The organism is Thermococcus alcaliphilus, assembly GCF_024054535.1.
GTDB lineage: Archaea > Methanobacteriota_B > Thermococci > Thermococcales > Thermococcaceae > Thermococcus_A > Thermococcus_A alcaliphilus.
This window is the reverse complement of sequence record NZ_JAMXLV010000016.1, coordinates 152,337-172,350: the sequence shown is the minus strand read 5'-3', so window position 1 is coordinate 172,350 and position 20,014 is coordinate 152,337. Positions and strand designations below refer to the sequence as shown.

Genomic DNA, 20,014 nt, shown 5'->3' with positions numbered 1-20,014 from the left:
GACTATGTATTGTCTGCTTATGAGGAAGTTCAATGCGTATCTTATGTCTCTGCAGGCGAATGGGTTGAAGAACTTCTTCTCACCAACTGTGATGAGATATGGGTTGTCGTCGTCGTGGACGGGGTTGACTTCAATGTCGTTATAACCGCTTGCGGTTTTAATCAATTCTAAGTTGTTGAGGACGTCTGATGGCAGGTCTTGGAATGCTGCTCCTCCTACGCTCCATAGGAAGATGTCGAGGTCTCCTTTTGCCACATCGGTTATACCAGTTTCTTCGTTGGTTCTAATTCCAATGTATAGAACGTCAGCTGCTGGACCTTTTTGTGCTGCAGCTAGTGGGCTTAGTGCCATAACAAAAACAAACAACAATGCCAAAATTCCAGACCTCTTCATATATTTCGGCCTCCTTCATTTTTTCTTCAATATTGCATGCCTTAGTGTATAATGGCATAAGAATATACATCAAAAGACCTATTTAAGAGTTACGTTTCTGTAAAACTTAGGCTCAGAATAAAAGGAGGTAATCCTCCCTAATCCTCAATAGAATCTCCATCTAATACTTTGACAGTGTTGTGATGCAAATGGATCTCCTATATAAAGCTCATAAGAGATTACGCTGTTATTTTATTTGAAAACATAGAAGAAAACTGTAGAAATCTGAGAAAAGCGTTTTATCAAAGTTTAACCATCATAAACTTTCCTTCTTCCGTTACTTTATTTGAATTGATGACAGATAGCACAAGGAGATTGGGCACTAAATTGACAAAAATGAATCATTTTTGGAATTATTTGGCATTTTGATAGACAAGTGGCCAAAAATTTAATCAACAATAAATCCTGCTTAAAGATGGTGATACCCATGAGGAGGGAGTGGGAAACCAATCGGTAGGAAAAATAGAATGAACTATTCTGAAATTGAGATTTTGGGTGAAATTTTAAGGGAAGGTATATATTGGGCCTATATGGGTCGGCCGTTTGAGGTTTTGCCGTTTCTAAGGGGCAAACTTTTGGCCAAGATAAAGAGTTCCAATGGAAGCTATAAAGACAAAGAGATGGAAGTTGAAAGAGCACTAAAAGAACTTGAAATGCTTTACAAGCAGATCAGTGTCTCAGAGAATGTGGATGAAAAGCAAATAAGAGAAGTGTTAGCATACAAACAGAAATTTGTACAGTTTTTGGCTTTTGAGGAAGATTTATAAGCCCTCTCTTTTATTTTTGTTAGGGATGATGAGGGAGATTTCGACAGAGAGATGAAGAGACTCGCATGGTCTGACCCTCTCGAAAGTTTTATAAATGGACTCCCTTTATTGCGTTAAGAGTCACGATAACAAAAAAACCTCATTTCTAAGGAGGTGGTTTGAAATGGCCGAGACAATCCCCGTGTGTACATCATGTGGAAAGGAGATAACGCCAAGAGAGCACGCTACCCACTTCATATGCCCAAACTGTGGGGAAGAAGTTATATGGAGATGTGAAAGCTGTCGTGTCCTTGGGGTAACCTACAAGTGCCCCAAATGTGGATGGGAAGGACCTTGAGGTGAAGAAAATGAGTGATTTTAATTTGGTAGGAATCATTAGGGTTATGCCAACCGATCCAGATGTAAACCTCGATGAATTAGAAGCAGCAATCAGAAAGACACTCGAGGAGAAGTTTGGGGGCAAATATGGAATCTCTAAGATTGACAGAGAACCAATCGCATTTGGTTTAGTTGCCCTCAAGGTTTATGTGCTTGGAAAAGATGCTGAAGGATATTCCTTCGACGAAGTTGCAGAAGCATTTGCTCAAGTGGAAAACGTTGAAAGCGCTGAAGTTGAGACCGTTTCCAGATTTTGAAGGATTTTTTAATTTTTGTATTTTCAAACAATTTTTAACAAAAAATAGCAAGGAGCTAAAGGTTGATACTCAAGACACTTGTTCCGATCTTCTTGAGTTCATCAAGTAGCTCTTTGAACTCTTCTATAGCTATGCTTTCATACGCTTTAGTGTATTCATTCTCTAAGCCTTCTTTAAGTTTTGCAAGCTCTTTTACAGCCTTGAAGAACTTTTCATATTCCTTATTTATTTCCTCAAAAGCATCTGCCAAACTGTCCATATTTTCATAAACTTCTTTGTACATTTTTTCCTCGAAGAGCTCTGTTATAAAATTATACAGTGCATCAAATGCAATGCTGAAAAGCTCTTCATCGTCAACTTCTAAGGCTTTTAGGAGAGCTAGTTTGAGGGATTGGAATGCCTCTTTGAAGTCCTCTTGTGCGGCTTTTATCTCGGCTTCAACTATCCGTGCATTGACTTCAATCTCCGCATCTCTGGGAGTTTTTAAGATTTCTGAGATAAGCTCTTCAGCACGTTTATAGTCCCCAAGCTCGTAGTAAAAGTGGGCTAAATCGAGCAAACTTACTAGATAGTTTCTCTCATCGCTAAGCTCTCTAAACATTGTACTTGCTTTTTCCATCAATTCTATTGCTTTTTCTGTTTCTTCAAGCTCATCATAGTTTATTGCAATGTGTGCCAGTGTTAGTGCTTCTTCTTTTTTATTTCCAAGTTTCCTTTCAAGTTCTAGAAGCTTTTCATACGTCTCTATAGCTTTATCTGGCATTCCAAAATGTTCATAGGCATCTGCAAGATGGTAGAGGGCATCTAGGTATTTTTCTCCTTGGTCTTTATACTTCTCCACGAGCCTCTTGTAAACTTCTAGTCCCTTCTCAAGTTCATCTAAGTGGGCATAGATGTGGGTTATTTCATGAGCGAGCTCATAAGCCTCTTCCTCACATTCTAGGGCAAGTTCCTCAAGTTCTTGGAGAAGATCTCTAAGCTCCTTTTCACTTTCAATAATTTCAAGGTAATCATCAAGGTACTCGAGGACTTTTTGACAGTCCTTACTTTCTAATGCTTTTTTAAACTCTTCCATCTCCTTTTCACCGTGTGTTGTTTGAGGAGTACCTTAAAAAGGTTGACCGAAAAATTTATAAATAGCACAAAGGAATGGATAATCGGAATGAAAACACATTGTAACTAAAAATTCCCCGCAGATAAGAAATAAAAAAGTCGGGGGTGGGTGGAGATGGCCCAACTTGCAGGCCAGCCAATATTGATTCTTCCCGAAGGAACCCAGAGATATGTTGGAAAAGATGCCCAAAGATTGAACATTCTTGCAGCAAGAATCGTCGCTGAAACCGTAAGAACTACCCTTGGTCCAAAGGGTATGGATAAAATGCTTGTCGACAGCCTTGGTGACATAGTCATCACAAACGACGGTGCAACTATTCTTGACGAGATGGACATTCAGCACCCAGCTGCCAAAATGATGGTCGAAGTTGCAAAGACCCAAGACAAAGAAGCCGGGGATGGAACCACAACAGCGGTAGTCATCGCTGGTGAGCTCTTAAGAAAAGCCGAGGAGTTGCTTAACCAGAACATCCACCCAACGATAATCGTTAAGGGTTACACCCTTGCAGCTGAAAAGGCTCAAGAGATACTTGAGAGCATTGCAAAGGACGTTAGCCCGATGGATGAAGAGATACTCATGAAGGCAGCAACAACCGCCATAACTGGAAAAGCAGCAGAGGAAGAGAGAGAATATCTTGCAAAGCTTGCTGTTGATGCTGTAAAGCTAGTTGCAGAGGAAGTTGATGGCAAGTACGTTGTGGACATTGACAACATCAAGCTTGAGAAGAAGGAGGGTGGAAGCGTAAGGGACACTCAACTCATCAAGGGTGTTGTTATCGACAAGGAAAGAGTTCACCCAGGAATGCCAAAGAAGGTCGAAAACGCCAAGATCGCACTTATCAATGAAGCACTTGAAGTTAAAGAAACTGAAACAGACGCTGAGATTAGAATCACAAGCCCAGAGCAACTCCAGGCATTCCTTGAGCAAGAGGAGAAGATGATCAAGGAGATGGTCGACAAGATCGTTGCCACAGGGGCTAACGTTGTCTTCTGCCAGAAGGGAATTGACGACTTAGCCCAGCACTACCTCGCAAAGGCGGGAATCCTAGCCGTTAGAAGAGTTAAGAAGAGTGACATGGAGAAGCTTGCCAAAGCCACAGGCGCAAAGATCGTCACAAACGTAAGAGACCTTACACCAGATGACTTAGGTTATGCAGAGCTCGTTGAGGAGAGGAAGGTTGCAGGAGAGAACATGGTGTTCGTTGAGGGCTGCAAGAATCCAAAGGCGGTTACAATCCTAATTAGGGGTGGAACAGAGCACGTTGTCGATGAAGTCGAGAGAGCCCTTGAAGATGCCATCAAAGTCGTCAAGGACATTGTTGAGGACGGAAAGATCGTCGCTGGCGGCGGTGCTTCAGAGATCGAACTTGCCATCAGGCTTGACGAATACGCAAAAGAAGTTGGTGGCAAGGAGCAGCTTGCTATTGAAGCCTTCGCCGATGCATTAAAGGTAATTCCAAGAACCCTTGCAGAAAATGCTGGACTTGACCCAGTTGATGTCTTAGTGAAAGTAACCGCAGCTCACAAGGACAAGGGTGCAACAATCGGTGTTGACGTCTTTGCCGGAGAACCAGCTGACATGCTCGAGAGAGGAGTCATCGAGCCATTAAGAGTCAAGAAGCAGGCCATAAAGAGCGCAAGCGAGGCTGCAATAATGATCCTTAGAATCGATGACGTCATTGCCGCAAGCAAGCTTGAGAAGGAGAAGGAAGGTGGAAAAGGACCAGGAGAAGAAGAAACTGAGTTCTGAAGTCTCTAACTTTTTCTCTTCTTTTAGTTCACCAATTATTATTTCATTTGAACATGCTTTATGTATCAATGCATATATTATGCAGGATGAAAGGCAAAATCTAAACTTTTTGGAGGCATCATTTATGCCTCATGGATGATATTGTTACATTTCTCTTAACAAAAAAGTATATAATCTGAACACCAGATACATCAGTAATTACTTTTCCTCCTTTCCCCAAGACCTTTCCTACATCGAAAACATTTTCTCGAAATAAAAACTCCCGTAATGTTCTTCGGGAATTTAACGTGAATGGGAGATAACCAACACGAGAAACACGGGTTTGCCTATCTTCCCTTCATCCTCATGTATTGCTCTTACTTTCAAGCGCTATGTCCAAAATGGGAGCGGGATGAGGTACAAGAGGCCGGTTGTCATGTATACCCCTCTAATGACACGAACCTGATAGTTCTCAAGCCTGGGAGTTGTATAAAAAGGAAGTAATGCTCAATATGGACTACTGGCTGGCAGGCAACGGAACCTACAAACTTGTTGTCATCTATGATTTGAGGGAGATACGTGCAGAAGTCAGCGTTCCACTGTGGTAGGGGACAAGCTTGAGGCATTTACTTGGATACTTTCTAGAGAATATAATCAACCCTGAATTTTATACTTTTCCGAAAAACTTTTTTATTCGAATTCGTTTAAACTTCACGTATGCTCCCGATCAAAGTAAAAAACCTCTCGAAATCATTTGGCTCAAAGCGCGCCCTTGATGGCATTTCATTCTCTATAGATGGGCCAGAAATAGTCGGGATAATCGGCCCCAACGGTGCGGGAAAGACCACCCTGATTAGAATCCTCACGGGGCTTTTGAAGCCAGATTCTGGAAGGGTTGAGCTCTTTGGGAGAGCGCCTGAAAAAGCCCGGGAGCTCTTCGCGCTCCTGCCCCAGGATGTCAGGGCCCACTTCTACACGCTCACGCCGAGGGATTACGTCTACCACTACCTCCGGATGCGCGGTCTCTCAAAGGAAGAGGCAAGGGAGAAGGCAGATAAGGCAATGGAGGGCTTTGGGATAGACTACGCGGATGAGCTCTTTTCGACCCTCTCGGGAGGCATGGTGAGGAGGGCCCTTCTAGCCATGGTTCTCTCCGCTGAGGTTCCACTTTACTTTCTGGATGAGCCGACTGTTGGCCTCGATGTCCAGAACAGGCTCAAGCTGTGGGAGATACTCCGCAAGAGGGCTGAGGAAACAATAATAATCCTCACGAGCCACTACCTCAATGAGATATCGAGCGTCTGCGACCGGGTGCTCCTCCTCAAAGCGGGAAAGATAGTCGCCGACGGCAAACCGGAGGAGATAGCGCGGGAATATCTCAGCGGGTTTATCTCAAAGGTCGTTGCCTTCGGGAAGGTCTCCCTTGAGGGTTTTCTCCTGAGGAGGGCAGGACGGCATACCTACATCTACGCGCGCTCCAAAGCAGAGGAAAGGGGAATAATCGAGAGGCTTGAGGAGCTTGGAATCCCCTTTAAGAGGGAGGATGTAACGATAGAGGACGTCTTTCTGGTCGGTGGTATTGATGATGGCGCTTATTGAGTACTATGGGAAGGCCCTCACGAAGGGGAAGTTCACACTCGTGAGCTTTGCACTTCAGCCGCTCTCGTTCATCTTCATCGTCTACGTTGTGAGCGGCGGGAGGTTCCTTGACAGGGCTCTCGCTGGGGCCATCGTGAGCTTCATAACCGGCGTCGGGATAGCCGACCTCTCCATCGAGCTAGTGGGCATGAAGGCCCGTTCGAAGTTCTACGATGTAGTGATGTCCCTTCCAGGAGGAAACTGGAGAAAGGCCCTCGGAATATCCATCGGCATGAGCATCCCCGCGCTCCCTTACGTCACCCTTCTTTTCTTCCTACTCTCGTGGCGCCTTGGGTTGAGAGCGATACCAGGAATTATGTTTGGGATAGTTTCTCTCTGGCTCTGGAGTGCTGGAATTGGCTTTTTCATGGGCGTTAAGATAAGGGAGCCACTAACCGTTATGAGGTTCTCGAACCTAACCGTTACGGCCCTAACGGTCTTCCCGCCGGTTTATTATCCTAACAGCGTTCTTCCGGAAAAGCTTGCAGCCGTGATGAACCTCCTACCCACGGTGAGCGCGGCCAGATTGATGACAGGAGAGAGTGGAAGTGCGTTTTTGATCTCAATCTTCTGGGCAGTTTTTGGAGTGTTCCTGCTCTTGAAGTTCAGGGGGCTTGAGGGTTAGTTCATAACCGATAAAAACCCTTGGAAAGCTCAAGCTTTTAGTAGCCTTTCAATTTCATTCTCAAGTCTTCTGAGCTTTTCCTTGGCTCTTCTGAGCTGAAGATTTGCAATTTCAACTATCCTCTTAAGATAATCCTCACTTACCCAGAGTTCTCCATTCATGCCCAAGGGAACATCCATCCTCTCAGTTGAGCGAATTTCCACTACGAGCTTTTTGTGACTTATGCTTTTGATGTTTGAATGCTTGAAGCCGCAGGAGATAGCTAAGTTGAGCAATTCCACAGCATCTTTTAGAGTCTTTGCGGAAATATGGAGTATTGGGCTGTGAAGCATGAACCAGAGCATGCCTTCACTGTGTTTCCCTATAGCTTCAAGCACCTCCTCCAATTCCACTTCTCTATGCCACTTGCCTAGCCATACTGCATTGAGCTTGTCCCCAAAATCTGGCATCTGCATAACACTTATCCTGCCTGAGCAAGAGGATGTTGTGAAGTAGTTTTCAAGGGAGTTGATCTTCTTTAAAAGAGAGATAATGTCCTTGTCCACTAGACCTTTTTCAAGAGCTTCCTTCAGGCTTTCAAGGGCTTTCGCCTTCTGCAGCTCGAAATTTTTCTCATACAAAAACATGGGAGAAATTAAAGAGGGCTATTTTTAAAGTTTATGTGGAAAGATATTGCCTAACCCGTCTCTCAAATTCAGCAAAGTTCGGCACGCCTATGAATTCAACACGGTTGTTTATTAAAATCGTTGGTGTTCCCATTATGTTGTGCTCCATAGCCTTTCTCTGCCCTTCTGGAGTTGCAACACTCACTTCCTTTGCTATCACGCCCTCGTACTTTCTCGCTATTTCTTGCGCCATTGCCCATGCTATCGGACAGTAAGGACAAGTGGGAGAAGTTATGACCTCAATGATAACTTTTGGCTTCTTAGGCTTGACCTCAATCATCCCTGCTTTTTTCATGAGCTCAAGCATCTTTTTTCTTCTAATCATCTCCAGCTCGTCCATGCTCTCACCCCCAAGGAAAATTCATGTGAAGAGATTTAAAAATGAATTTATGAAGAAATTTTCAAGAAAGATTTATTTTTAACCAAAGCTAAACCTAAATCATGAGAATCAAGGTCTTGAAGTATTCCGGAATAGCGGGAGGAATGACTTATTGGCTTTTTACTTTCTGGGCAGTCTCAAAAAACAATTGGTTCTCGTTTTTTGAACACGCGCTCAGTAATCTTGGGACAGGAGAAGCTAACGCACCTTGGATTTACAATTATGGGCTGATAGTCTCTTCACTATTTGTAATGCTTTTTGCGGTATATTTGGTTCTCATTTCTCAAACAAAACTTCAGACCGTTGGAGGTGCTTATATAAGCGTGGCCGCAATATTCCTTGCACTTATAGGACTCTATCCTGGGGGAACTAGACCCCATGTCTTTGTTTCCACATACTTTTTTGTTCAGTTCTTTCTCGGAATGTTTCTTTATGGTTTAGGAAGCGAGAAAAGGGTTAGAAATATTTCGACACTACTTTTTATTCTCGCAATTATTGGAACCCTTATTGGATGGCCATCTGTGGCTTTAATAGAAACTTACGAGATACTGCTGATAATGGCTTTTGCACTCCTGATAGCTTTGCAGTGAAGTTTACCCAAATGTCTCTATACATATCCTGCAGAGCTTTGGATCTATCTCCGGGTCTACTTTGGAGTGGAAGGAGCAAACATAGCCTTTTCCAAGCATTTCAATGGCAATTTTGACGAGTTCTCCATGGATATAATACTCATCGGGCTTCTCCTTCATTATAATCTCTGCGAGTCTTTTCAACTTCTCATTAATGTCCGGGAATTTCTCTACCTCTATGAGAGCACCCCTATTCATTCTCAGGTATCTAGAGACGGCTGATTGAGTTATGTATAAAAGCTCAGCTATCTGAATTTGGCTAAGTCCTTTCTCTCTTAAAATCTCTACTACCCTTCTCCTGAGAGATGGATAGACATATTTTGCAACGGCCTCAAAAGCGTTGGTCTTCATGATACTTTTTATGACGATTGGAATATTTAAGGTTTTCTCAAGATGAAACGTGAAAGCCCGAACAATTGTGTGAAAATGTGGCGGGGGGAGCTCACCCTCTCTCCAGGCTCCTCAGATCCCTCATCATTTCCTCAAAGCGCTCGTCGCTCATGCCGATGAGCTTCTTTGCCTGCTTTAGGGTTACCGTCCTTGCGAGGGATTTTCTGAGCACAGGATTCTGGAGCGGTGAAAAGCCATACTTAACGAGTATATCAAGGGATTCAGGGTAAGCTTTGAGGAGCTTGGCCACGTTGGTATCTTCCGTTATCTCCTCTAGCTCCTCATCGCACTCTTCAACCTCCATTTTCAGCTCTTTTGAGCCTTCCATCTTTGTGACCTTCAGCACGAAGAACTCTCCCACTTTGTTCAGCTCCACTTGATAGCCAGCCTCTTCGAGCTTGGGTATTATATCTACAAAGGGTTTGTCGCCAATTACCTCGAGGGTTTCCCCGATTTTGAGCTTCTCCAGATTCTCCAATATCATAACCGCTGGTTGGGGAGGTTTCAACCCCCTCACATCCAGCATCATTTCCCATCACCGCTTCTATTTATGACATTTGGCATATAAACCTTGTTGGACAATTCTGTCCAGAAAGGCTTAAAAGCATTTGATATGACATATGTCATGAAGGTGATAATAATGACAGAACTTTTGAACAACCGCGAATACAAGAAGGAACAGCTCAAGAAGCTCCTCCTAAGGATACACGAGGGAGAGAGTGTTGAGAAGCTCAAGGAAGAGTTTAGAGCAGTTTTGAGCAACATCTCTCCGCTTGAGATACCCCTCATCGAGCAGGAGCTTGTGAAGGAGGGAATTTCCGCCAGGGATATAGCCAAGATGTGCGACCTTCATGTCGAGCTGTTCCGTGAAGCAGTCAAGGGAATCGAAGAACTAGAGGAGAAAGATTTGCCTGAAGGTCATCCACTTAAGACCCTATACCAGGAGAACAAGGAAATAATGAAGGACTCTGAGATGCTCAATCTCTATGCAAGAACTTTGGCAACAACAAAAGACGAACGTATGCGTAAAGAAATCCTAGGCGTTCTGGAGGAGATAGTGGGCAACCTGAGAATGGTCGGCTTCACCCACTACAACCGCGAGGAGATGCTGATCTTCCCGTACATAGAAAGGAGAGGCTTAACCGCCATAGCCACAGTCCTATGGACGAAGCACGACGAGATAAGAGCCATGATAAAACAGCTCGGGGAGCTTTTGAGGAAGAGTGATGAGATGTCCTGGGAGGAGTTTGTGGAAAAATTCAAGGCAAAGGCTGGTGAAGCGGCCTTCGCTTTGAGTGACATGGTTTTCAGGGAGAACAACATCTTTTACCCAACGCTCAAGGCTCTCCTGAGCGAGGGCGAGTGGAAGGCAATAAAGATGCAGGAAGATGAAATCGGCTACTACAAGGTAAAGCCGCCGGAGTGGGATCCGGGTGAGGACGTTAAGCCCCTCCACCCCTGGGAAATCAACCCCGAGCTGAGTGTTGAACAGCTCCTCGCTCTCCCGAAGGAAGTCCAGCAGGCCCTTAGAGGTCAACCTTTAGAGTTTGATAAAACCCAGCTAAAGCGTGAGGGGGACATAGACCTCGGAACGGGCTATCTGAATTTAGAAGAGCTAAAGGCAATCTTTGAGGCACTTCCGGTTGACTTGACCTTCATAGACAAAGACGATAGGGTTAGGTTCTTCTCACCCGGAGAGAGGATTTTCACGAGGACGCCATCGGTACTAGGAAGACCGGTTCAGCTCTGCCACCCGCCGAAGAGCGTTTACGTTGTTAACAAAATCCTCAGGGCCTTCAAGGAGGGCAGAAAGAGGGAGGCAACTTTCTGGCTCAAGCTCGGTCCGAAGTACGTTTACATCAAGTATGTCCCCCTGTTCAACGAGAAAGGCGAGTACATAGGGACGCTTGAGATGACGATGGACATTGCACCCTATAAGAAAATAGAGGGTGAAAAAAGGCTTTTGGACTGGAGGGATTGAGATGTTTGTAGTTAAAGCTGAAGAAGCCGAGAGGGTGGAGAACCCCTATGGTGCTAACGTTAGAGCTCTGCTCAAGAGGGAAAATGCAAAGGTAATGCTTGTCACTTTAAACCCAGGAGAGGCTTTAGAGAGGCACACAACGCCTGTTGATGCGTTTATTTACATCCTAAAGGGAAAAGCCCTCGTGGAGGTTGGGGAGGAAAGCGAGGAAGCTAAAAAAGACGTCCTAGTCTTTCTTCCAAAAAATATTCCTCATGCCGTCAGAAATGCTGGCAGTTTACCTTTGAAGTTTTTGGTTGTCAAGCTTGGCTAAATTTTTATTTTTCGAAACTCGTATATTTGTGAGGTGTGAAGTATGGAAAGAAAAATTTTTGAGAAAAGAATAAACCGGTTCCAGGAGCTTTTGAAGAGGGAGGATATTGACGGTGCTGTTATAAGAACGCTCTCGACTTTTGTCTACTTCACCGGCACGAAGTGGCTTAGGCCAGCCCTTTTAATACCTCAAGAGGGAGAACCAATCGTAATCGTTGCCAAAGGAGAAGCCGAACTCTTCAAACAGAGAAGCTGGATCGAAAACGTAATAGAGTTTCAAAAAACGGAAGACCTCATGGCTAATGTGACTATCTGGATAAAGAGAAACGGTTACAGCAGAGTTGGCATGGAGTTCAGCGTGGAGAGAGACGCATACATTCTCTTTTATGAACTCTTTAAAAAGCTCAACCCTGATGTAGAGGTTGTGGACGTTAGAGGACTTTCCATGGAGCTTAGGATGATTAAAGACAAATGGGAGCTGGAGAATATAAGAAAAGCAGGAAAAATAGCTGTGAAGGGAATGAGAGTAGCTGAGGAAGAAATAAAACCTAGAAAGACGGAGCTTGAAGTTGCTGCTGAGATTGTGAGAGAGTTAATGCTCAACGGTAGTGAGGAGCCAAAAGTTTACGTCTCGGCAACTCCAAGGGCCCATGCAGAGCCCTTCAAAGATGTTAAGATTAGGGAGGGAAGTGTTGTCTCAGTGGTAATAGGCGCCGACTGGAACCACTACTACGCAAACATAACTAGGTCTTTTCCAGTGGGAGAAATAAGTGAAAGGGCAAAAAATGCCATAGATGCAATGGAAGAAGCATACATAACTTCTGTAGAGAATACAAAGCCCGGTGTGAGGTTCGCGCAGGTGGAGCGGGAGATTGAGAAGCTCTACACATCCAGAGGGCTTAAGGAGTACTACATAACCGGCTACACTCACGGCGTTGGGCTTCTCATCGAGGAAGACCCGATAACGACGATAGTTGTCCCACACAGGGCGATGGAGGCTAAGGAGGGTATGGTGCTCGCCATGGTTCACGCCCCTCTGATGATACCGGAAGGGGCAGTAAAGAAGGAGGACACTTTTATCTTGAACAAAAAATTGGAGAACGTGACAAAATATTAAAAATCAGAAAGCTCCAGTGCCAATTCCGCAGATCTTTGCAAAAGGACAGATGGAGCAGTCCTCTGTGTATGGCTTTAATGGGGGCTCACCTTTAACTGCTTTCGTTATTTCTTTTGCCTTCTCCATGTCTTCATCGTCCCCTTCAAGGACGAGCGTTACACTTCCTTCCGCTCCTCCAGCGCCGCCAGCGGCTATTGGGATTGCATCAACATTGGCAAGTATTTCGTAGGCTTCAACTTCGGTTATAGGGATTGCGTGGGGAATAGGTACCAAAGCGGAGTATAGCCCTGTTCCCCAGTCAAAGGATTTTATTCCCGTCAGCTTTGCGCTTACTTCCACAGGCGTTGGAGTGAACTTCTCGAGGCTGATTGGGGTTATGGTTAATACTCCCTTGGTTATTGTCCATCCAAAAGTTCTGCCGATTGTTCCCCCGTCTGGAGCGGCTGCAAAAACCGCAACATTCCAATTAACGTCTATAGCGTTTCCCCCTTTGATGAAAACATCCTCGGGCCCCATCTCTTTCAGGGCTTCAAGTGGGTCGTCAAAGGGCTTTCCCTTGTAGAGGACGAGGTGCTTTGGCCACGTAGCCTTTGGGGTAACGCACGTTCTTCCCTTGCTTATTGTCCCCACGGTCCATTTTTCTTTTTCAATTTTCTCGCCGAGAATTTCCTCTGCAATGTAAGCGGCTGTTGTTCCAGTTGCTATGTATACAAAACCATTCTTGAGGGCGTTTTGTACTTCTTCCATAGCGACAACGGCTTTGGCAATCAAACGCTTGCTTTCAGTTGGAGTTAAAGTCACAAGAGCTCTTTGCATGAAAATCACCTCATTAAATTTTGCATCTTAACCTTATTAAAATTGTGGAAAAGAGGTTAAAGAGAGTCTATAACGGACTTAACGTCCTCAAGCGGCTCCTTGATGATCTCAACTATGTCATCTGCAGTGTTTATGGCAACGTATACGCTTCCTTCTTTCTCGTAGAGCAGCACTGGACAGGGAGCAAAGGATCCAACCTCGTATTCAACTTTTGTCATCTCATAGAACTTCTTCGGATTGCAGACGTAGAGGATTCTATATGGCTCCATCTCAACTCCAAGCTTTGCCTTAACGACCTCACTCGGCGTAAATTCAAGCACGACCTTGTATCCCTTCTCCTCAAGCTTTGCCTTCAACTTTTCTTCGGCCTCCTTTAGAGACATTTCGACCTTTCTTCTATACCTAAACATTTGACCACCTCCCTAAAGTTTTGCAAGCTTTTCAAATAGAGCACTCCAGAGCTTGAGGGGAGTTAGTTCGGTGAGCATTAGAACTCCGAAGAGAATTATCACAACTCCCAGAATTTTCTCCCACTTAGCTTTCTTCTCCTTGGTTAGGCTTAGTCTGTTCGATAGGAACTTTTTGTTTATCCAATCGGCAAGATCTTTCGAGCTAAGGATCAAATAGATTGTAAGCCCCATTCCCAGACCGTAGATGCCCATGACCATTATTCCCTTTAAGACGCTTCCGCTTAATGCAGCTGTAATAACAGCAAACCCAACATACGGTGCTATGCATCCAATCCAAGTGGCTCCAAGTGCAGAACCCAATAGAAAGTCGTAAACATAACCGTTCTTCGATGAAATTCTCTCTGAAGGAGAGGGAATGAATTTGAGCAGTTTTTGGTTAACGGTATTACTTACTAGGGACGCTCCAACCAGAATGAAACCGAGGCCCCCTACAAGATAGAGAGCCCCCCTAACCTGAGCGATATAAGAACCCAAGCTACCTGCTAAGGCCCCAAGCAGGGAAAAAGACACAACAAGACCCGCTATGACAACTTCAACCTTCCTCTTTGCAAAGAGGAGTGAAAAGGTTCCCGCTATAAGAGGGAGAACACAGGGCGAAAACACGCTTAGAATTCCAGCTGAGAAGATGGGTAGGAGGACTGCTAAAGATAAATTGCCTGTGGAAGAGGTTTCATCTTTCCCTTGTGATTCTTCGCTTGACCTCTCGCTATTCGTCGCATCTCCAATGCTGTTCTGCACAAAAAATTCCAAACCTTCGGGATTTAATGCCCCAACGGCCACACCTTTCAGAATCTTCTCTCCATTTTCAACTTTGAATATTACCATGGTTGGTGTCCCGGGCACGCCGACGTTTATTAGCTCACCATTTTCTTTTGGGGTGTAGTAGCCCACGTTGTCCGGCTGGATGACGAGAACTTTCCCGTAAACCTTGTATTGGAGGTTTGTTAGTGCTCTCCCCTTATACACATCGATTGAGACCAAATTTATGCCCCTCAAGACTTCCTTTGCCTTTTGTGTCGGGAAAACATTGGTTTTCATATAATTACAGGCTGGACAAGTCTCTGAATGATAAAAGATGAAGAAGTATTCTCCTTCATGAGCTGAAAGTAAGTTCTCAAGCTCTTTTTCGCTTGAGATTGTGTAAAACTCCAAATTCCCATAAGTTACACTACTCGCGCTCACCAAGCTTGTGAAGATGACAAGTGCAATCAGGAGCATAGTGGGCTTTCTCACGTTTTCACCTCAAGAAATGTGGAAAAATGAATTAAAAGGCTTTTCTTGAAGGATTTTTCATTAAAAGGTCATCGGAATGTAGCCTTTTTCTAAATGCTCTGCTATGATCTTTCCTACATACTCTACTTTGGTATATTTTTGCAGGGAAACCTCAAACCTCTCAAGCTCCGCGATTCTCTTACATGCTACTGGAAGCTTTCCAAGCTCTTTAAGCTTCTCAATCCATGGAATGAAGCGCTCGTCTCCATCTGCTACTGCCTTCTCTATCGGGCCGAAGAGTATAACCTCAACGTCCTCGACCCATTTGTGTTTTATTGCATTGGTTGCCCACATAAAGCCAGGTAAAGCTCTCTCGTCATCGCTTGAGATTATCACTAAGGCCTTCACCATTTTCAGCCCTCCAAAGCTTTAATGAACTCCTCAAAGCTCCCAACGGATATCTCCTTCTCTCCCGCTATGACGTTTATGTTTCCGCATTCATATTTTGCGCAGAGCCCTATGCACTCCTCGACACTCACGCTGTAGCCCTTCTCCTCAAGGAGCTTCACAACATCATTGAGCCTCTCCCCGGCACAGAACTTGCACACTTTAGCTTCCATTACCATCACCAATCTGTGCTTAATGAAGCAGACTTATGGCTCTTATCCTTTCCAAAATGGAAAGATTCTCCTGGGAAGACTTGACATTCTCACCACAAACAAGACCGCCCCGAGAGCTTTTTAAGGCAAATCAATGAAAAATAATTCTGGTGATCCCATGCCTACGATAATAATTGAAGGCCCGAAGGCAGATGTGGAGACCAAGAGGGAGCTCGTAAGGAGGATAACCGAGGTGATAAGAGAGGTCTACAAGGTGCACCACGTCAGTGTCATAATCCACGAGAACGAAACGGAAAACGTTGGCGTCGATGGGGAGCTCCTTTCGGATATCATCGCGAAGAGAAGGGGGACAAAGTAAGAGTGCCGGTCTTTTTTGGTTTAAAAGGGTGAAGGGCATGAAATCACTCGTCGTCTTTTACTCCCGGAGCGGGACCACTAAGAGAGTGGCTCAAGAGCTCGCAGAGGCCCTTGGTGCTGACATCGATGAGGTTATAGACAAAAAGTCCCGCAAAGGCATCCTTGGCATTCTAAGGGCTGGCTACGACGCCACGAGGGAAAAGACAACGGAGATAGAGTTTACGAAAGATCCCTCGGAGTATGACCTCGTCATAATCGGAAGCCCCACATGGAATAGAAGAGTAACCCCCGCGATCAGGACGTACCTTCTGCAGAACAGGGGGAAAATCAAAGCGGCGGCTTTCTTTGCCACGTGCCTCGGCAACTCCGGAAAGTGCCTCGACCAGATGAAGGAGCTCTACGGTGATAAGGCGCTCCTTAAAAAGACCCTGGTGAAGAAGGAGCTTGAAAAAGGAATAGAGAAGCTAAAGGAAGAGCTTAAGGCCCTGATGGCTATTTAAACCTCTTTCCAAATTCGTTGTGGCTGACCTTTTCCCATTCAAAGACTTCATCGCCGTGGGGCGGCTTGTTCTCTGCTGGATAGCCCACCCCAATTATGCAAAGCACGCGGTAGTTTTCTGGAATTCCCAGAAGCTCCCTCACGTACTCTTCTGCTGTTTTGGTCTCGTTGTGCGTCCTGTTCCTTATCTGCACCCAGAAGGAAGCTAAACCTAAAGCATAGGAGGCGAGATGGATGTGCTCGGCCGCTATACTAGCGTCCTCGATCCAGACGTCGCTCCTGCTTTTATCGGCGGCAACGACTATCGCCACCGGCGCCGTTTTGAGACCTGATGCTCCCAGTTTAGCCCTTGAGAGTGCCTCAAGCTTCTCTTTATCGTCAACAACTACAAAATGCCACGGCCTCTTGTTGTAGGAGCTCGGCGAAAGGAAAGCAGCCTCAAGGAACTTTTCTATAAGCTCTCTAGGTACAGGTTTATCCTGAAAGCGCCTTATGCTCCGCCTCTTTTTGAGCACTTCAAAGAACTCCATCCCACCACCGTTAAGATTTCTGACATAACGATTATAAGAATTTTGAAAAATAATCCCTTTAGGTGATTGTCTATGATCGGATGGATTGGCTTGGGTCATATAGGTAGGGCCATGGCGGAGAGGTTATCAGAGGAGTACGAGCTCCTCGTCTGGAACAGGACAAGGGAGAAGGCCAAAGGTTTCAAGAACGTCGCAAGAACTCCGGAGGAAGTGGCCGAGAGGTGTGACGTGATCTTCCTCTCGCTCTACGACAGCGAAGCGGTGAGGCAGGTCTCGGAGAGGCTTTTAAAGGCAGACCTCAGCGGGAAGATAGTAGTGGACACCACCACGAACCACCACGAGAAGGTCTTAGAGTTCCACGAGATGTACAGAAATGTGGGAGCCTTCTACCTTGAGAGCCCCGTCATCGGGAGCGTCGTTCCGGCGAGAAACGGTCAACTGACGATCCTCGTGAGCGGAGAGAGGGAGGCCTTTGAAAAAGTCCGTCCCTACCTTGAGAAGCTCGGGAAGAAGATATTCCACTTTGAGGAGCCTGGAAAGGCCACGAAGCTCAAGCTGATAAACAACTTTGTGCTTGGAGCCTTCATGGCGGCGCTCGGTGAGGCAGTAGCTTTAGGTGAAAACGCTGGAATCCCGAAGGAAGAGCTTATAGAGGTGCTTGAGAACGGCGCAGGCAACTCGGTGGTGCTGAAGGCGAAGAAGGCAAAGCTCTTGGGCGATGATTATTCGACGCACTTCTCCGCGAAGAACCTCGTTAAAGACCTCTCCTACGCTTACGACCTGGCCCTGGCATCGAGGAAAGCAGTCCCGCTCAACGCTACCGTGAGGGAGCTCTACAGGATCGCCTTTGAAAGGGGCATGGAGGAGCTTGATTTTTCGGTGGTTTATAAACTCCTCCGGGAGCTTTAATTTTGAAAAGGATTAAATTCATAAACCATCTTTCATACTTTTTTCGGTGAGGTAGCATGGACTTTTCGAGACACTTTCCTATCATAGGCATTGAAGGGCAGAGGAAGCTGAGCGAGAGTAAGGTGGCAGTCGTTGGGGCTGGTGCCCTTGGGAGTTGGGAAGTTTACTTCCTCCATAAACTTGGAATTGGAGAGATAATCGTCATAGACAGGGATTTTGTAGACGAAAGCGACCTCCCTAGGACAATATACACGAAGGAGGACATAGGAAAGCCAAAAGTGGATGTGCTAAAGGAGAAGTTTGGAGTTAAAGGTTACTTTGAGGATTTGAACCCCTCAACAGTTGCTCTTCTTGACGAAGCTGATCTGATAATAGATGGAACGGACAATATTTACACAAGGCAGGTTATAAACGACTATGCAGTAAAAAACGGTAAGCCTTGGATATATGTGGGGGTCTTATCTACTTATGGAAACATAATGCCGATAATTCCGGGTAAAACAGCATGCTTCAGATGTTTTATGCCAAAGTTGCCATCTAGACCCATGCCCACCTGTGCAATAGCCGGTATTATGAGTTATGTTCCACCCCTAGCGGCTTCAATAGCCGTTAGTATTGCAGCGAAGATTTTGTTGGGAGAAGAAGTTAAAAGCGAACTCATATTCTTTGATACAAAAACTCTGGACTTTGAGAAAGTTGAAGTACCTAGGAGGGAAGATTGTCCTGCATGTGTAAGAAGGGAGTTCACATTTCTGGAAAAACGCATAAAAATAGAAAGACTTTGCGATGGCTCAATTCAAGTAACGCCTCCAGAAAGAATGGATGTTAACTTTGAAGAACTTGGAAAACAGCTCGAAAAGCTTGGTATTGAATATCTAAAAACTCCCCAATTCATTCAATTTGAAGATGAGGATTATGAGATATTGATTTTCAAAAGCGGGAGGATGGTAATTAGGGGAGCTGAAGAGGAGAGAGAAGCAAAAAATCTCTTTGCGAGATATTTGGGTGGTTGACGTGATACTCGTAAGATACGGAGAGATAGCAATAAAAGGTAGAAAAAGAAGGGAGTTTGAGAGAAAATTAGCCGAGAATATCCAGAAGGCTCTAAGGAGGAAAGGCATAATTGGAAAAGTGAGGGTAATAAGGGGAAGGATTCTCGTTGATGCCCCGGACGAAGCAGCGGAGATAATAGCCAAAGTCCCTGGGGTGGTGTCTGTATCTCCTGCTAGAGCTATGGACTACGATGATGTTCCTGTATATCTCAAGGAGGCCCTTAGACAGTTTAATCCAAGGAGCTTTAAAGTTGAAACTCAAAGACTGGATAAGACTTTTTTGAAGACATCTATGGAGGTTAATAAAGAAATAGGAGCGTTTATTGTCAAGGAATTTGGATGGAAAGTAGATCTCGAGAACCCGGAACTTACCGTAGGCATTGAGATAATAGATGGTAAAGCCTACGTGTTCTTTGAGAAGATTAGAGGCGTTGGTGGATTACCCGTTGGCACGCAGGGAAAAGTTGTTGTCCTCTTAAGCGGAGGGATAGATTCTCCAGTGGCGGCATTCTTAATGCTAAAAAGAGGGGCTGAGATAACAGCGGTTCACTTTGACCAAGGAAAAAACGCGAAAAAAGTCGTAGAGAGGGTCGTGGAGATCCTCAACGACTACTCCCCCGAGCCAATAGAGCTGATCGTGGAGAACCACTTTGAGATCCTTAAGCCCTACGTTTTTACCTTGAATAAGCTCAACCGCAGAGAATGGACATGTGTAGTATGCAAGGTCGCTATGCTCAGACGAGCAGCTGAGATAGCAAAAGAACGGGGTGCCCTTGGGATAGTAACGGGGGATTCTTTAGGACAAGTAGCCTCTCAAACCCTAACGAATCTTTACTTTGAAACCATGAGTGTGGATTTTCCAGTCCATAGACCTCTCTTGGGATTTGACAAGGAGGAGATAGTGGCGATAGCAAGGAAGATAGGTACCTATGAAGCTTTTCTTGAGTATCCTTACTGCGACTGTCCCTTCAGACCCGAGAGGGTAGTTACACAGGGAAAACTGGAAGAGTTTGAAAGAATAAGGGAAGAGCTTAGAAAGGAGGGCATAATCTGAGAAGTTTACAAAGGAATAGTATTTCTTGATTTATGATAGAAGTTTGCTTTTCAAAACATTCTTTTTGAGAAAGCAAACTTTAT

The 20,014-nt window shown here is 45.0% G+C and carries 26 protein-coding genes and 1 pseudogene; 15 read left to right on the top strand and 12 right to left on the bottom strand.

Features of this window, described 5'->3' with window-relative positions:
- Nucleotides 1-393: pseudogene (locus NF859_RS02710) on the bottom strand (ABC transporter substrate-binding protein); the annotation flags it as partial.
- Between the two features lie 569 nt (nucleotides 394-962).
- Between NF859_RS02710 and NF859_RS02705 the strand changes: the two are divergent.
- The 3 genes from NF859_RS02705 (at nucleotide 963) to NF859_RS02695 (ending at nucleotide 1,834) form a co-directional block, all read left to right on the top strand.
- Entirely contained in the window at nucleotides 963-1,199 is a 237-nt protein-coding gene (locus NF859_RS02705; RefSeq protein WP_252742873.1) for a hypothetical protein, read from the top strand.
- A 163-nt stretch (nucleotides 1,200-1,362) separates the two neighbouring features.
- The gene (locus tag NF859_RS02700) at nucleotides 1,363-1,536 is read left to right on the top strand and encodes a zinc finger domain-containing protein (protein WP_042699814.1); all 174 of its coding nucleotides are present in this window, start codon (nucleotides 1,363-1,365) and stop codon (nucleotides 1,534-1,536) included.
- A gap of 10 nt (nucleotides 1,537-1,546) precedes the next feature.
- Entirely contained in the window at nucleotides 1,547-1,834 is a 288-nt protein-coding gene (locus NF859_RS02695) for an elongation factor 1-beta (protein WP_252742872.1), read from the top strand.
- Between the two features lie 55 nt (nucleotides 1,835-1,889).
- Here the strand turns inward: NF859_RS02695 and NF859_RS02690 are convergent, their stop codons facing one another.
- Complete coding sequence (locus tag NF859_RS02690) at nucleotides 1,890-2,909, bottom strand: tetratricopeptide repeat protein (protein ID WP_252742871.1); 1,020 nt, start codon at nucleotides 2,907-2,909, stop codon at nucleotides 1,890-1,892.
- A gap of 153 nt (nucleotides 2,910-3,062) precedes the next feature.
- Between NF859_RS02690 and thsB the strand changes: the two genes are divergently transcribed.
- The 3 genes from thsB (at nucleotide 3,063) to NF859_RS02675 (ending at nucleotide 6,939) form a co-directional block, all read left to right on the top strand.
- Nucleotides 3,063-4,697, top strand: coding sequence for a thermosome subunit beta (gene thsB / locus NF859_RS02685; RefSeq protein WP_252742870.1), 1,635 nt, complete (start codon nucleotides 3,063-3,065; stop codon nucleotides 4,695-4,697).
- 696 nt (nucleotides 4,698-5,393) lie between these two features.
- Nucleotides 5,394-6,275, top strand: a complete 882-nt coding sequence (locus tag NF859_RS02680) for an ABC transporter ATP-binding protein (RefSeq protein ID WP_252742869.1) — start codon at nucleotides 5,394-5,396, stop codon at nucleotides 6,273-6,275.
- Nucleotides 6,259-6,939, top strand: coding sequence for a multidrug transporter (locus NF859_RS02675; RefSeq protein ID WP_252742868.1), 681 nt, complete (start codon nucleotides 6,259-6,261; stop codon nucleotides 6,937-6,939). Before NF859_RS02680 ends, NF859_RS02675 begins: the two co-directional genes overlap by 17 nt.
- Before the next feature lie 29 nt (nucleotides 6,940-6,968).
- Here the strand turns inward: NF859_RS02675 and taw3 are convergent, their stop codons facing one another.
- Together taw3 and NF859_RS02665 are read right to left on the bottom strand one after the other, a co-directional pair.
- Entirely contained in the window at nucleotides 6,969-7,565 is a 597-nt protein-coding gene (taw3, locus tag NF859_RS02670) for a tRNA(Phe) 7-((3-amino-3-carboxypropyl)-4-demethylwyosine(37)-N(4))-methyltransferase Taw3 (protein ID WP_252742867.1), read from the bottom strand.
- A gap of 31 nt (nucleotides 7,566-7,596) precedes the next feature.
- Nucleotides 7,597-7,944 (bottom strand): thioredoxin family protein, encoded by a 348-nt coding sequence (locus tag NF859_RS02665; RefSeq protein ID WP_225807303.1) that lies wholly within the window; start codon nucleotides 7,942-7,944, stop codon nucleotides 7,597-7,599.
- A gap of 101 nt (nucleotides 7,945-8,045) precedes the next feature.
- Between NF859_RS02665 and NF859_RS02660 the strand changes: the two genes are divergently transcribed.
- Nucleotides 8,046-8,573, top strand: a complete 528-nt coding sequence (locus NF859_RS02660) for a DUF998 domain-containing protein (RefSeq protein WP_252742866.1) — start codon at nucleotides 8,046-8,048, stop codon at nucleotides 8,571-8,573.
- A gap of 3 nt (nucleotides 8,574-8,576) precedes the next feature.
- Here NF859_RS02660 and NF859_RS02655 read toward each other — a convergent pair whose 3' ends face one another.
- Both NF859_RS02655 and NF859_RS02650 read right to left on the bottom strand, forming a co-directional pair.
- On the bottom strand, nucleotides 8,577-8,963 hold the full coding sequence (locus NF859_RS02655) for a transcriptional regulator (protein ID WP_252742865.1): 387 nt from the start codon (nucleotides 8,961-8,963) through the stop codon (nucleotides 8,577-8,579).
- Between the two features lie 91 nt (nucleotides 8,964-9,054).
- Nucleotides 9,055-9,531, bottom strand: a complete 477-nt coding sequence (locus NF859_RS02650) for a DUF1858 domain-containing protein (protein ID WP_252742864.1) — start codon at nucleotides 9,529-9,531, stop codon at nucleotides 9,055-9,057.
- A 111-nt stretch (nucleotides 9,532-9,642) separates the two neighbouring features.
- Between NF859_RS02650 and NF859_RS02645 the strand changes: the two genes are divergently transcribed.
- Genes NF859_RS02645 through NF859_RS02635 form a run of 3 tightly spaced genes read left to right on the top strand, consistent with a single transcriptional unit; the run spans nucleotide 9,643 to nucleotide 12,412 of the window.
- On the top strand, nucleotides 9,643-10,983 hold the full coding sequence (locus NF859_RS02645; RefSeq protein ID WP_252742900.1) for a DUF438 domain-containing protein: 1,341 nt from the start codon (nucleotides 9,643-9,645) through the stop codon (nucleotides 10,981-10,983).
- A 1-nt stretch (nucleotide 10,984) separates the two neighbouring features.
- Complete coding sequence (locus NF859_RS02640; protein WP_252742863.1) at nucleotides 10,985-11,296, top strand: cupin domain-containing protein; 312 nt, start codon at nucleotides 10,985-10,987, stop codon at nucleotides 11,294-11,296.
- 42 nt (nucleotides 11,297-11,338) lie between these two features.
- On the top strand, nucleotides 11,339-12,412 hold the full coding sequence (locus NF859_RS02635; protein WP_252742862.1) for a M24 family metallopeptidase: 1,074 nt from the start codon (nucleotides 11,339-11,341) through the stop codon (nucleotides 12,410-12,412).
- Nucleotides 12,413-12,415: 3 nt separating this feature from the next.
- On the opposite strand, the gene NF859_RS02630 is transcribed toward NF859_RS02635, so the two are convergent.
- The 5 genes from NF859_RS02630 to NF859_RS02610 form a co-directional block, all read right to left on the bottom strand.
- The gene (locus NF859_RS02630; RefSeq protein WP_252742861.1) at nucleotides 12,416-13,228 is read right to left on the bottom strand and encodes a hypothetical protein; all 813 of its coding nucleotides are present in this window, start codon (nucleotides 13,226-13,228) and stop codon (nucleotides 12,416-12,418) included.
- A 56-nt stretch (nucleotides 13,229-13,284) separates the two neighbouring features.
- Nucleotides 13,285-13,638 (bottom strand): DUF302 domain-containing protein, encoded by a 354-nt coding sequence (locus NF859_RS02625; RefSeq protein WP_252742860.1) that lies wholly within the window; start codon nucleotides 13,636-13,638, stop codon nucleotides 13,285-13,287.
- A gap of 12 nt (nucleotides 13,639-13,650) precedes the next feature.
- Complete coding sequence (locus NF859_RS02620) at nucleotides 13,651-14,916, bottom strand: urease accessory protein UreH domain-containing protein (protein ID WP_289846397.1); 1,266 nt, start codon at nucleotides 14,914-14,916, stop codon at nucleotides 13,651-13,653.
- 75 nt (nucleotides 14,917-14,991) lie between these two features.
- Nucleotides 14,992-15,321 (bottom strand): hypothetical protein, encoded by a 330-nt coding sequence (locus NF859_RS02615; protein WP_252742858.1) that lies wholly within the window; start codon nucleotides 15,319-15,321, stop codon nucleotides 14,992-14,994.
- Nucleotides 15,322-15,323: 2 nt separating this feature from the next.
- Complete coding sequence (locus tag NF859_RS02610; RefSeq protein WP_252742857.1) at nucleotides 15,324-15,530, bottom strand: hypothetical protein; 207 nt, start codon at nucleotides 15,528-15,530, stop codon at nucleotides 15,324-15,326.
- A 157-nt stretch (nucleotides 15,531-15,687) separates the two neighbouring features.
- On the opposite strand from NF859_RS02610, the gene dmpI reads away from it, so the two are divergent.
- Complete coding sequence (dmpI, locus tag NF859_RS02605) at nucleotides 15,688-15,888, top strand: 4-oxalocrotonate tautomerase DmpI (RefSeq protein WP_252742856.1); 201 nt, start codon at nucleotides 15,688-15,690, stop codon at nucleotides 15,886-15,888.
- 37 nt (nucleotides 15,889-15,925) lie between these two features.
- Nucleotides 15,926-16,387: a flavodoxin family protein gene (locus NF859_RS02600; protein WP_252742855.1), complete on the top strand. Its 462-nt coding sequence runs from the start codon at nucleotides 15,926-15,928 to the stop codon at nucleotides 16,385-16,387.
- Here NF859_RS02600 and NF859_RS02595 read toward each other — a convergent pair.
- Nucleotides 16,380-16,916 carry a nitroreductase family protein gene (locus NF859_RS02595; protein ID WP_252742854.1) on the bottom strand — a complete coding sequence of 179 codons (537 nt, stop codon included), beginning with the start codon at nucleotides 16,914-16,916 and terminating at the stop codon, nucleotides 16,380-16,382. The two genes, NF859_RS02600 and NF859_RS02595, sit on opposite strands and share 8 nt — an antisense overlap.
- Nucleotides 16,917-16,988: 72 nt before the next feature.
- Between NF859_RS02595 and NF859_RS02590 the strand changes: the two genes are divergently transcribed.
- From NF859_RS02590 to thiI, 3 genes are read left to right on the top strand one after another with little or no spacing between them, the layout of a single operon-like run.
- On the top strand, nucleotides 16,989-17,825 hold the full coding sequence (locus NF859_RS02590) for an NAD(P)-dependent oxidoreductase (protein ID WP_252742853.1): 837 nt from the start codon (nucleotides 16,989-16,991) through the stop codon (nucleotides 17,823-17,825).
- A 56-nt stretch (nucleotides 17,826-17,881) separates the two neighbouring features.
- Nucleotides 17,882-18,838, top strand: coding sequence for a HesA/MoeB/ThiF family protein (locus NF859_RS02585; RefSeq protein ID WP_252742852.1), 957 nt, complete (start codon nucleotides 17,882-17,884; stop codon nucleotides 18,836-18,838).
- A gap of 1 nt (nucleotide 18,839) precedes the next feature.
- Nucleotides 18,840-19,931, top strand: a complete 1,092-nt coding sequence (thiI, locus tag NF859_RS02580; protein WP_252742851.1) for a tRNA uracil 4-sulfurtransferase ThiI — start codon at nucleotides 18,840-18,842, stop codon at nucleotides 19,929-19,931.
- Nucleotides 19,932-20,014: the final 83 nt, after the last annotated feature.

What these genes read in the sequence shown, in the direction of transcription:
- NF859_RS02705 (WP_252742873.1), top strand. Translation starts at nt 963, where the DNA reads ATGGGTCGGCCGTTTGAGGTTTTGCCGTTTCTAAGGGGCAAACTTTTG.
- NF859_RS02700 (WP_042699814.1), top strand. Translation starts at nt 1,363, where the DNA reads ATGGCCGAGACAATCCCCGTGTGTACATCATGTGGAAAGGAGATAACG.
- NF859_RS02695 (WP_252742872.1), top strand. Translation starts at nt 1,547, where the DNA reads ATGAGTGATTTTAATTTGGTAGGAATCATTAGGGTTATGCCAACCGAT.
- NF859_RS02690 (WP_252742871.1), bottom strand. Translation starts at nt 2,909, where the DNA reads ATGGAAGAGTTTAAAAAAGCATTAGAAAGTAAGGACTGTCAAAAAGTC.
- thsB (WP_252742870.1), top strand. Translation starts at nt 3,063, where the DNA reads ATGGCCCAACTTGCAGGCCAGCCAATATTGATTCTTCCCGAAGGAACC.
- NF859_RS02680 (WP_252742869.1), top strand. Translation starts at nt 5,394, where the DNA reads ATGCTCCCGATCAAAGTAAAAAACCTCTCGAAATCATTTGGCTCAAAG.
- NF859_RS02675 (WP_252742868.1), top strand. Translation starts at nt 6,259, where the DNA reads ATGATGGCGCTTATTGAGTACTATGGGAAGGCCCTCACGAAGGGGAAG.
- taw3 (WP_252742867.1), bottom strand. Translation starts at nt 7,565, where the DNA reads ATGTTTTTGTATGAGAAAAATTTCGAGCTGCAGAAGGCGAAAGCCCTT.
- NF859_RS02665 (WP_225807303.1), bottom strand. Translation starts at nt 7,944, where the DNA reads ATGGACGAGCTGGAGATGATTAGAAGAAAAAAGATGCTTGAGCTCATG.
- NF859_RS02660 (WP_252742866.1), top strand. Translation starts at nt 8,046, where the DNA reads ATGAGAATCAAGGTCTTGAAGTATTCCGGAATAGCGGGAGGAATGACT.
- NF859_RS02655 (WP_252742865.1), bottom strand. Translation starts at nt 8,963, where the DNA reads ATGAAGACCAACGCTTTTGAGGCCGTTGCAAAATATGTCTATCCATCT.
- NF859_RS02650 (WP_252742864.1), bottom strand. Translation starts at nt 9,531, where the DNA reads ATGATGCTGGATGTGAGGGGGTTGAAACCTCCCCAACCAGCGGTTATG.
- NF859_RS02645 (WP_252742900.1), top strand. Translation starts at nt 9,643, where the DNA reads ATGACAGAACTTTTGAACAACCGCGAATACAAGAAGGAACAGCTCAAG.
- NF859_RS02640 (WP_252742863.1), top strand. Translation starts at nt 10,985, where the DNA reads ATGTTTGTAGTTAAAGCTGAAGAAGCCGAGAGGGTGGAGAACCCCTAT.
- NF859_RS02635 (WP_252742862.1), top strand. Translation starts at nt 11,339, where the DNA reads ATGGAAAGAAAAATTTTTGAGAAAAGAATAAACCGGTTCCAGGAGCTT.
- NF859_RS02630 (WP_252742861.1), bottom strand. Translation starts at nt 13,228, where the DNA reads ATGCAAAGAGCTCTTGTGACTTTAACTCCAACTGAAAGCAAGCGTTTG.
- NF859_RS02625 (WP_252742860.1), bottom strand. Translation starts at nt 13,638, where the DNA reads ATGTTTAGGTATAGAAGAAAGGTCGAAATGTCTCTAAAGGAGGCCGAA.
- NF859_RS02620 (WP_289846397.1), bottom strand. Translation starts at nt 14,916, where the DNA reads ATGCTCCTGATTGCACTTGTCATCTTCACAAGCTTGGTGAGCGCGAGT.
- NF859_RS02615 (WP_252742858.1), bottom strand. Translation starts at nt 15,321, where the DNA reads ATGGTGAAGGCCTTAGTGATAATCTCAAGCGATGACGAGAGAGCTTTA.
- NF859_RS02610 (WP_252742857.1), bottom strand. Translation starts at nt 15,530, where the DNA reads ATGGAAGCTAAAGTGTGCAAGTTCTGTGCCGGGGAGAGGCTCAATGAT.
- dmpI (WP_252742856.1), top strand. Translation starts at nt 15,688, where the DNA reads ATGCCTACGATAATAATTGAAGGCCCGAAGGCAGATGTGGAGACCAAG.
- NF859_RS02600 (WP_252742855.1), top strand. Translation starts at nt 15,926, where the DNA reads ATGAAATCACTCGTCGTCTTTTACTCCCGGAGCGGGACCACTAAGAGA.
- NF859_RS02595 (WP_252742854.1), bottom strand. Translation starts at nt 16,916, where the DNA reads ATGGAGTTCTTTGAAGTGCTCAAAAAGAGGCGGAGCATAAGGCGCTTT.
- NF859_RS02590 (WP_252742853.1), top strand. Translation starts at nt 16,989, where the DNA reads ATGATCGGATGGATTGGCTTGGGTCATATAGGTAGGGCCATGGCGGAG.
- NF859_RS02585 (WP_252742852.1), top strand. Translation starts at nt 17,882, where the DNA reads ATGGACTTTTCGAGACACTTTCCTATCATAGGCATTGAAGGGCAGAGG.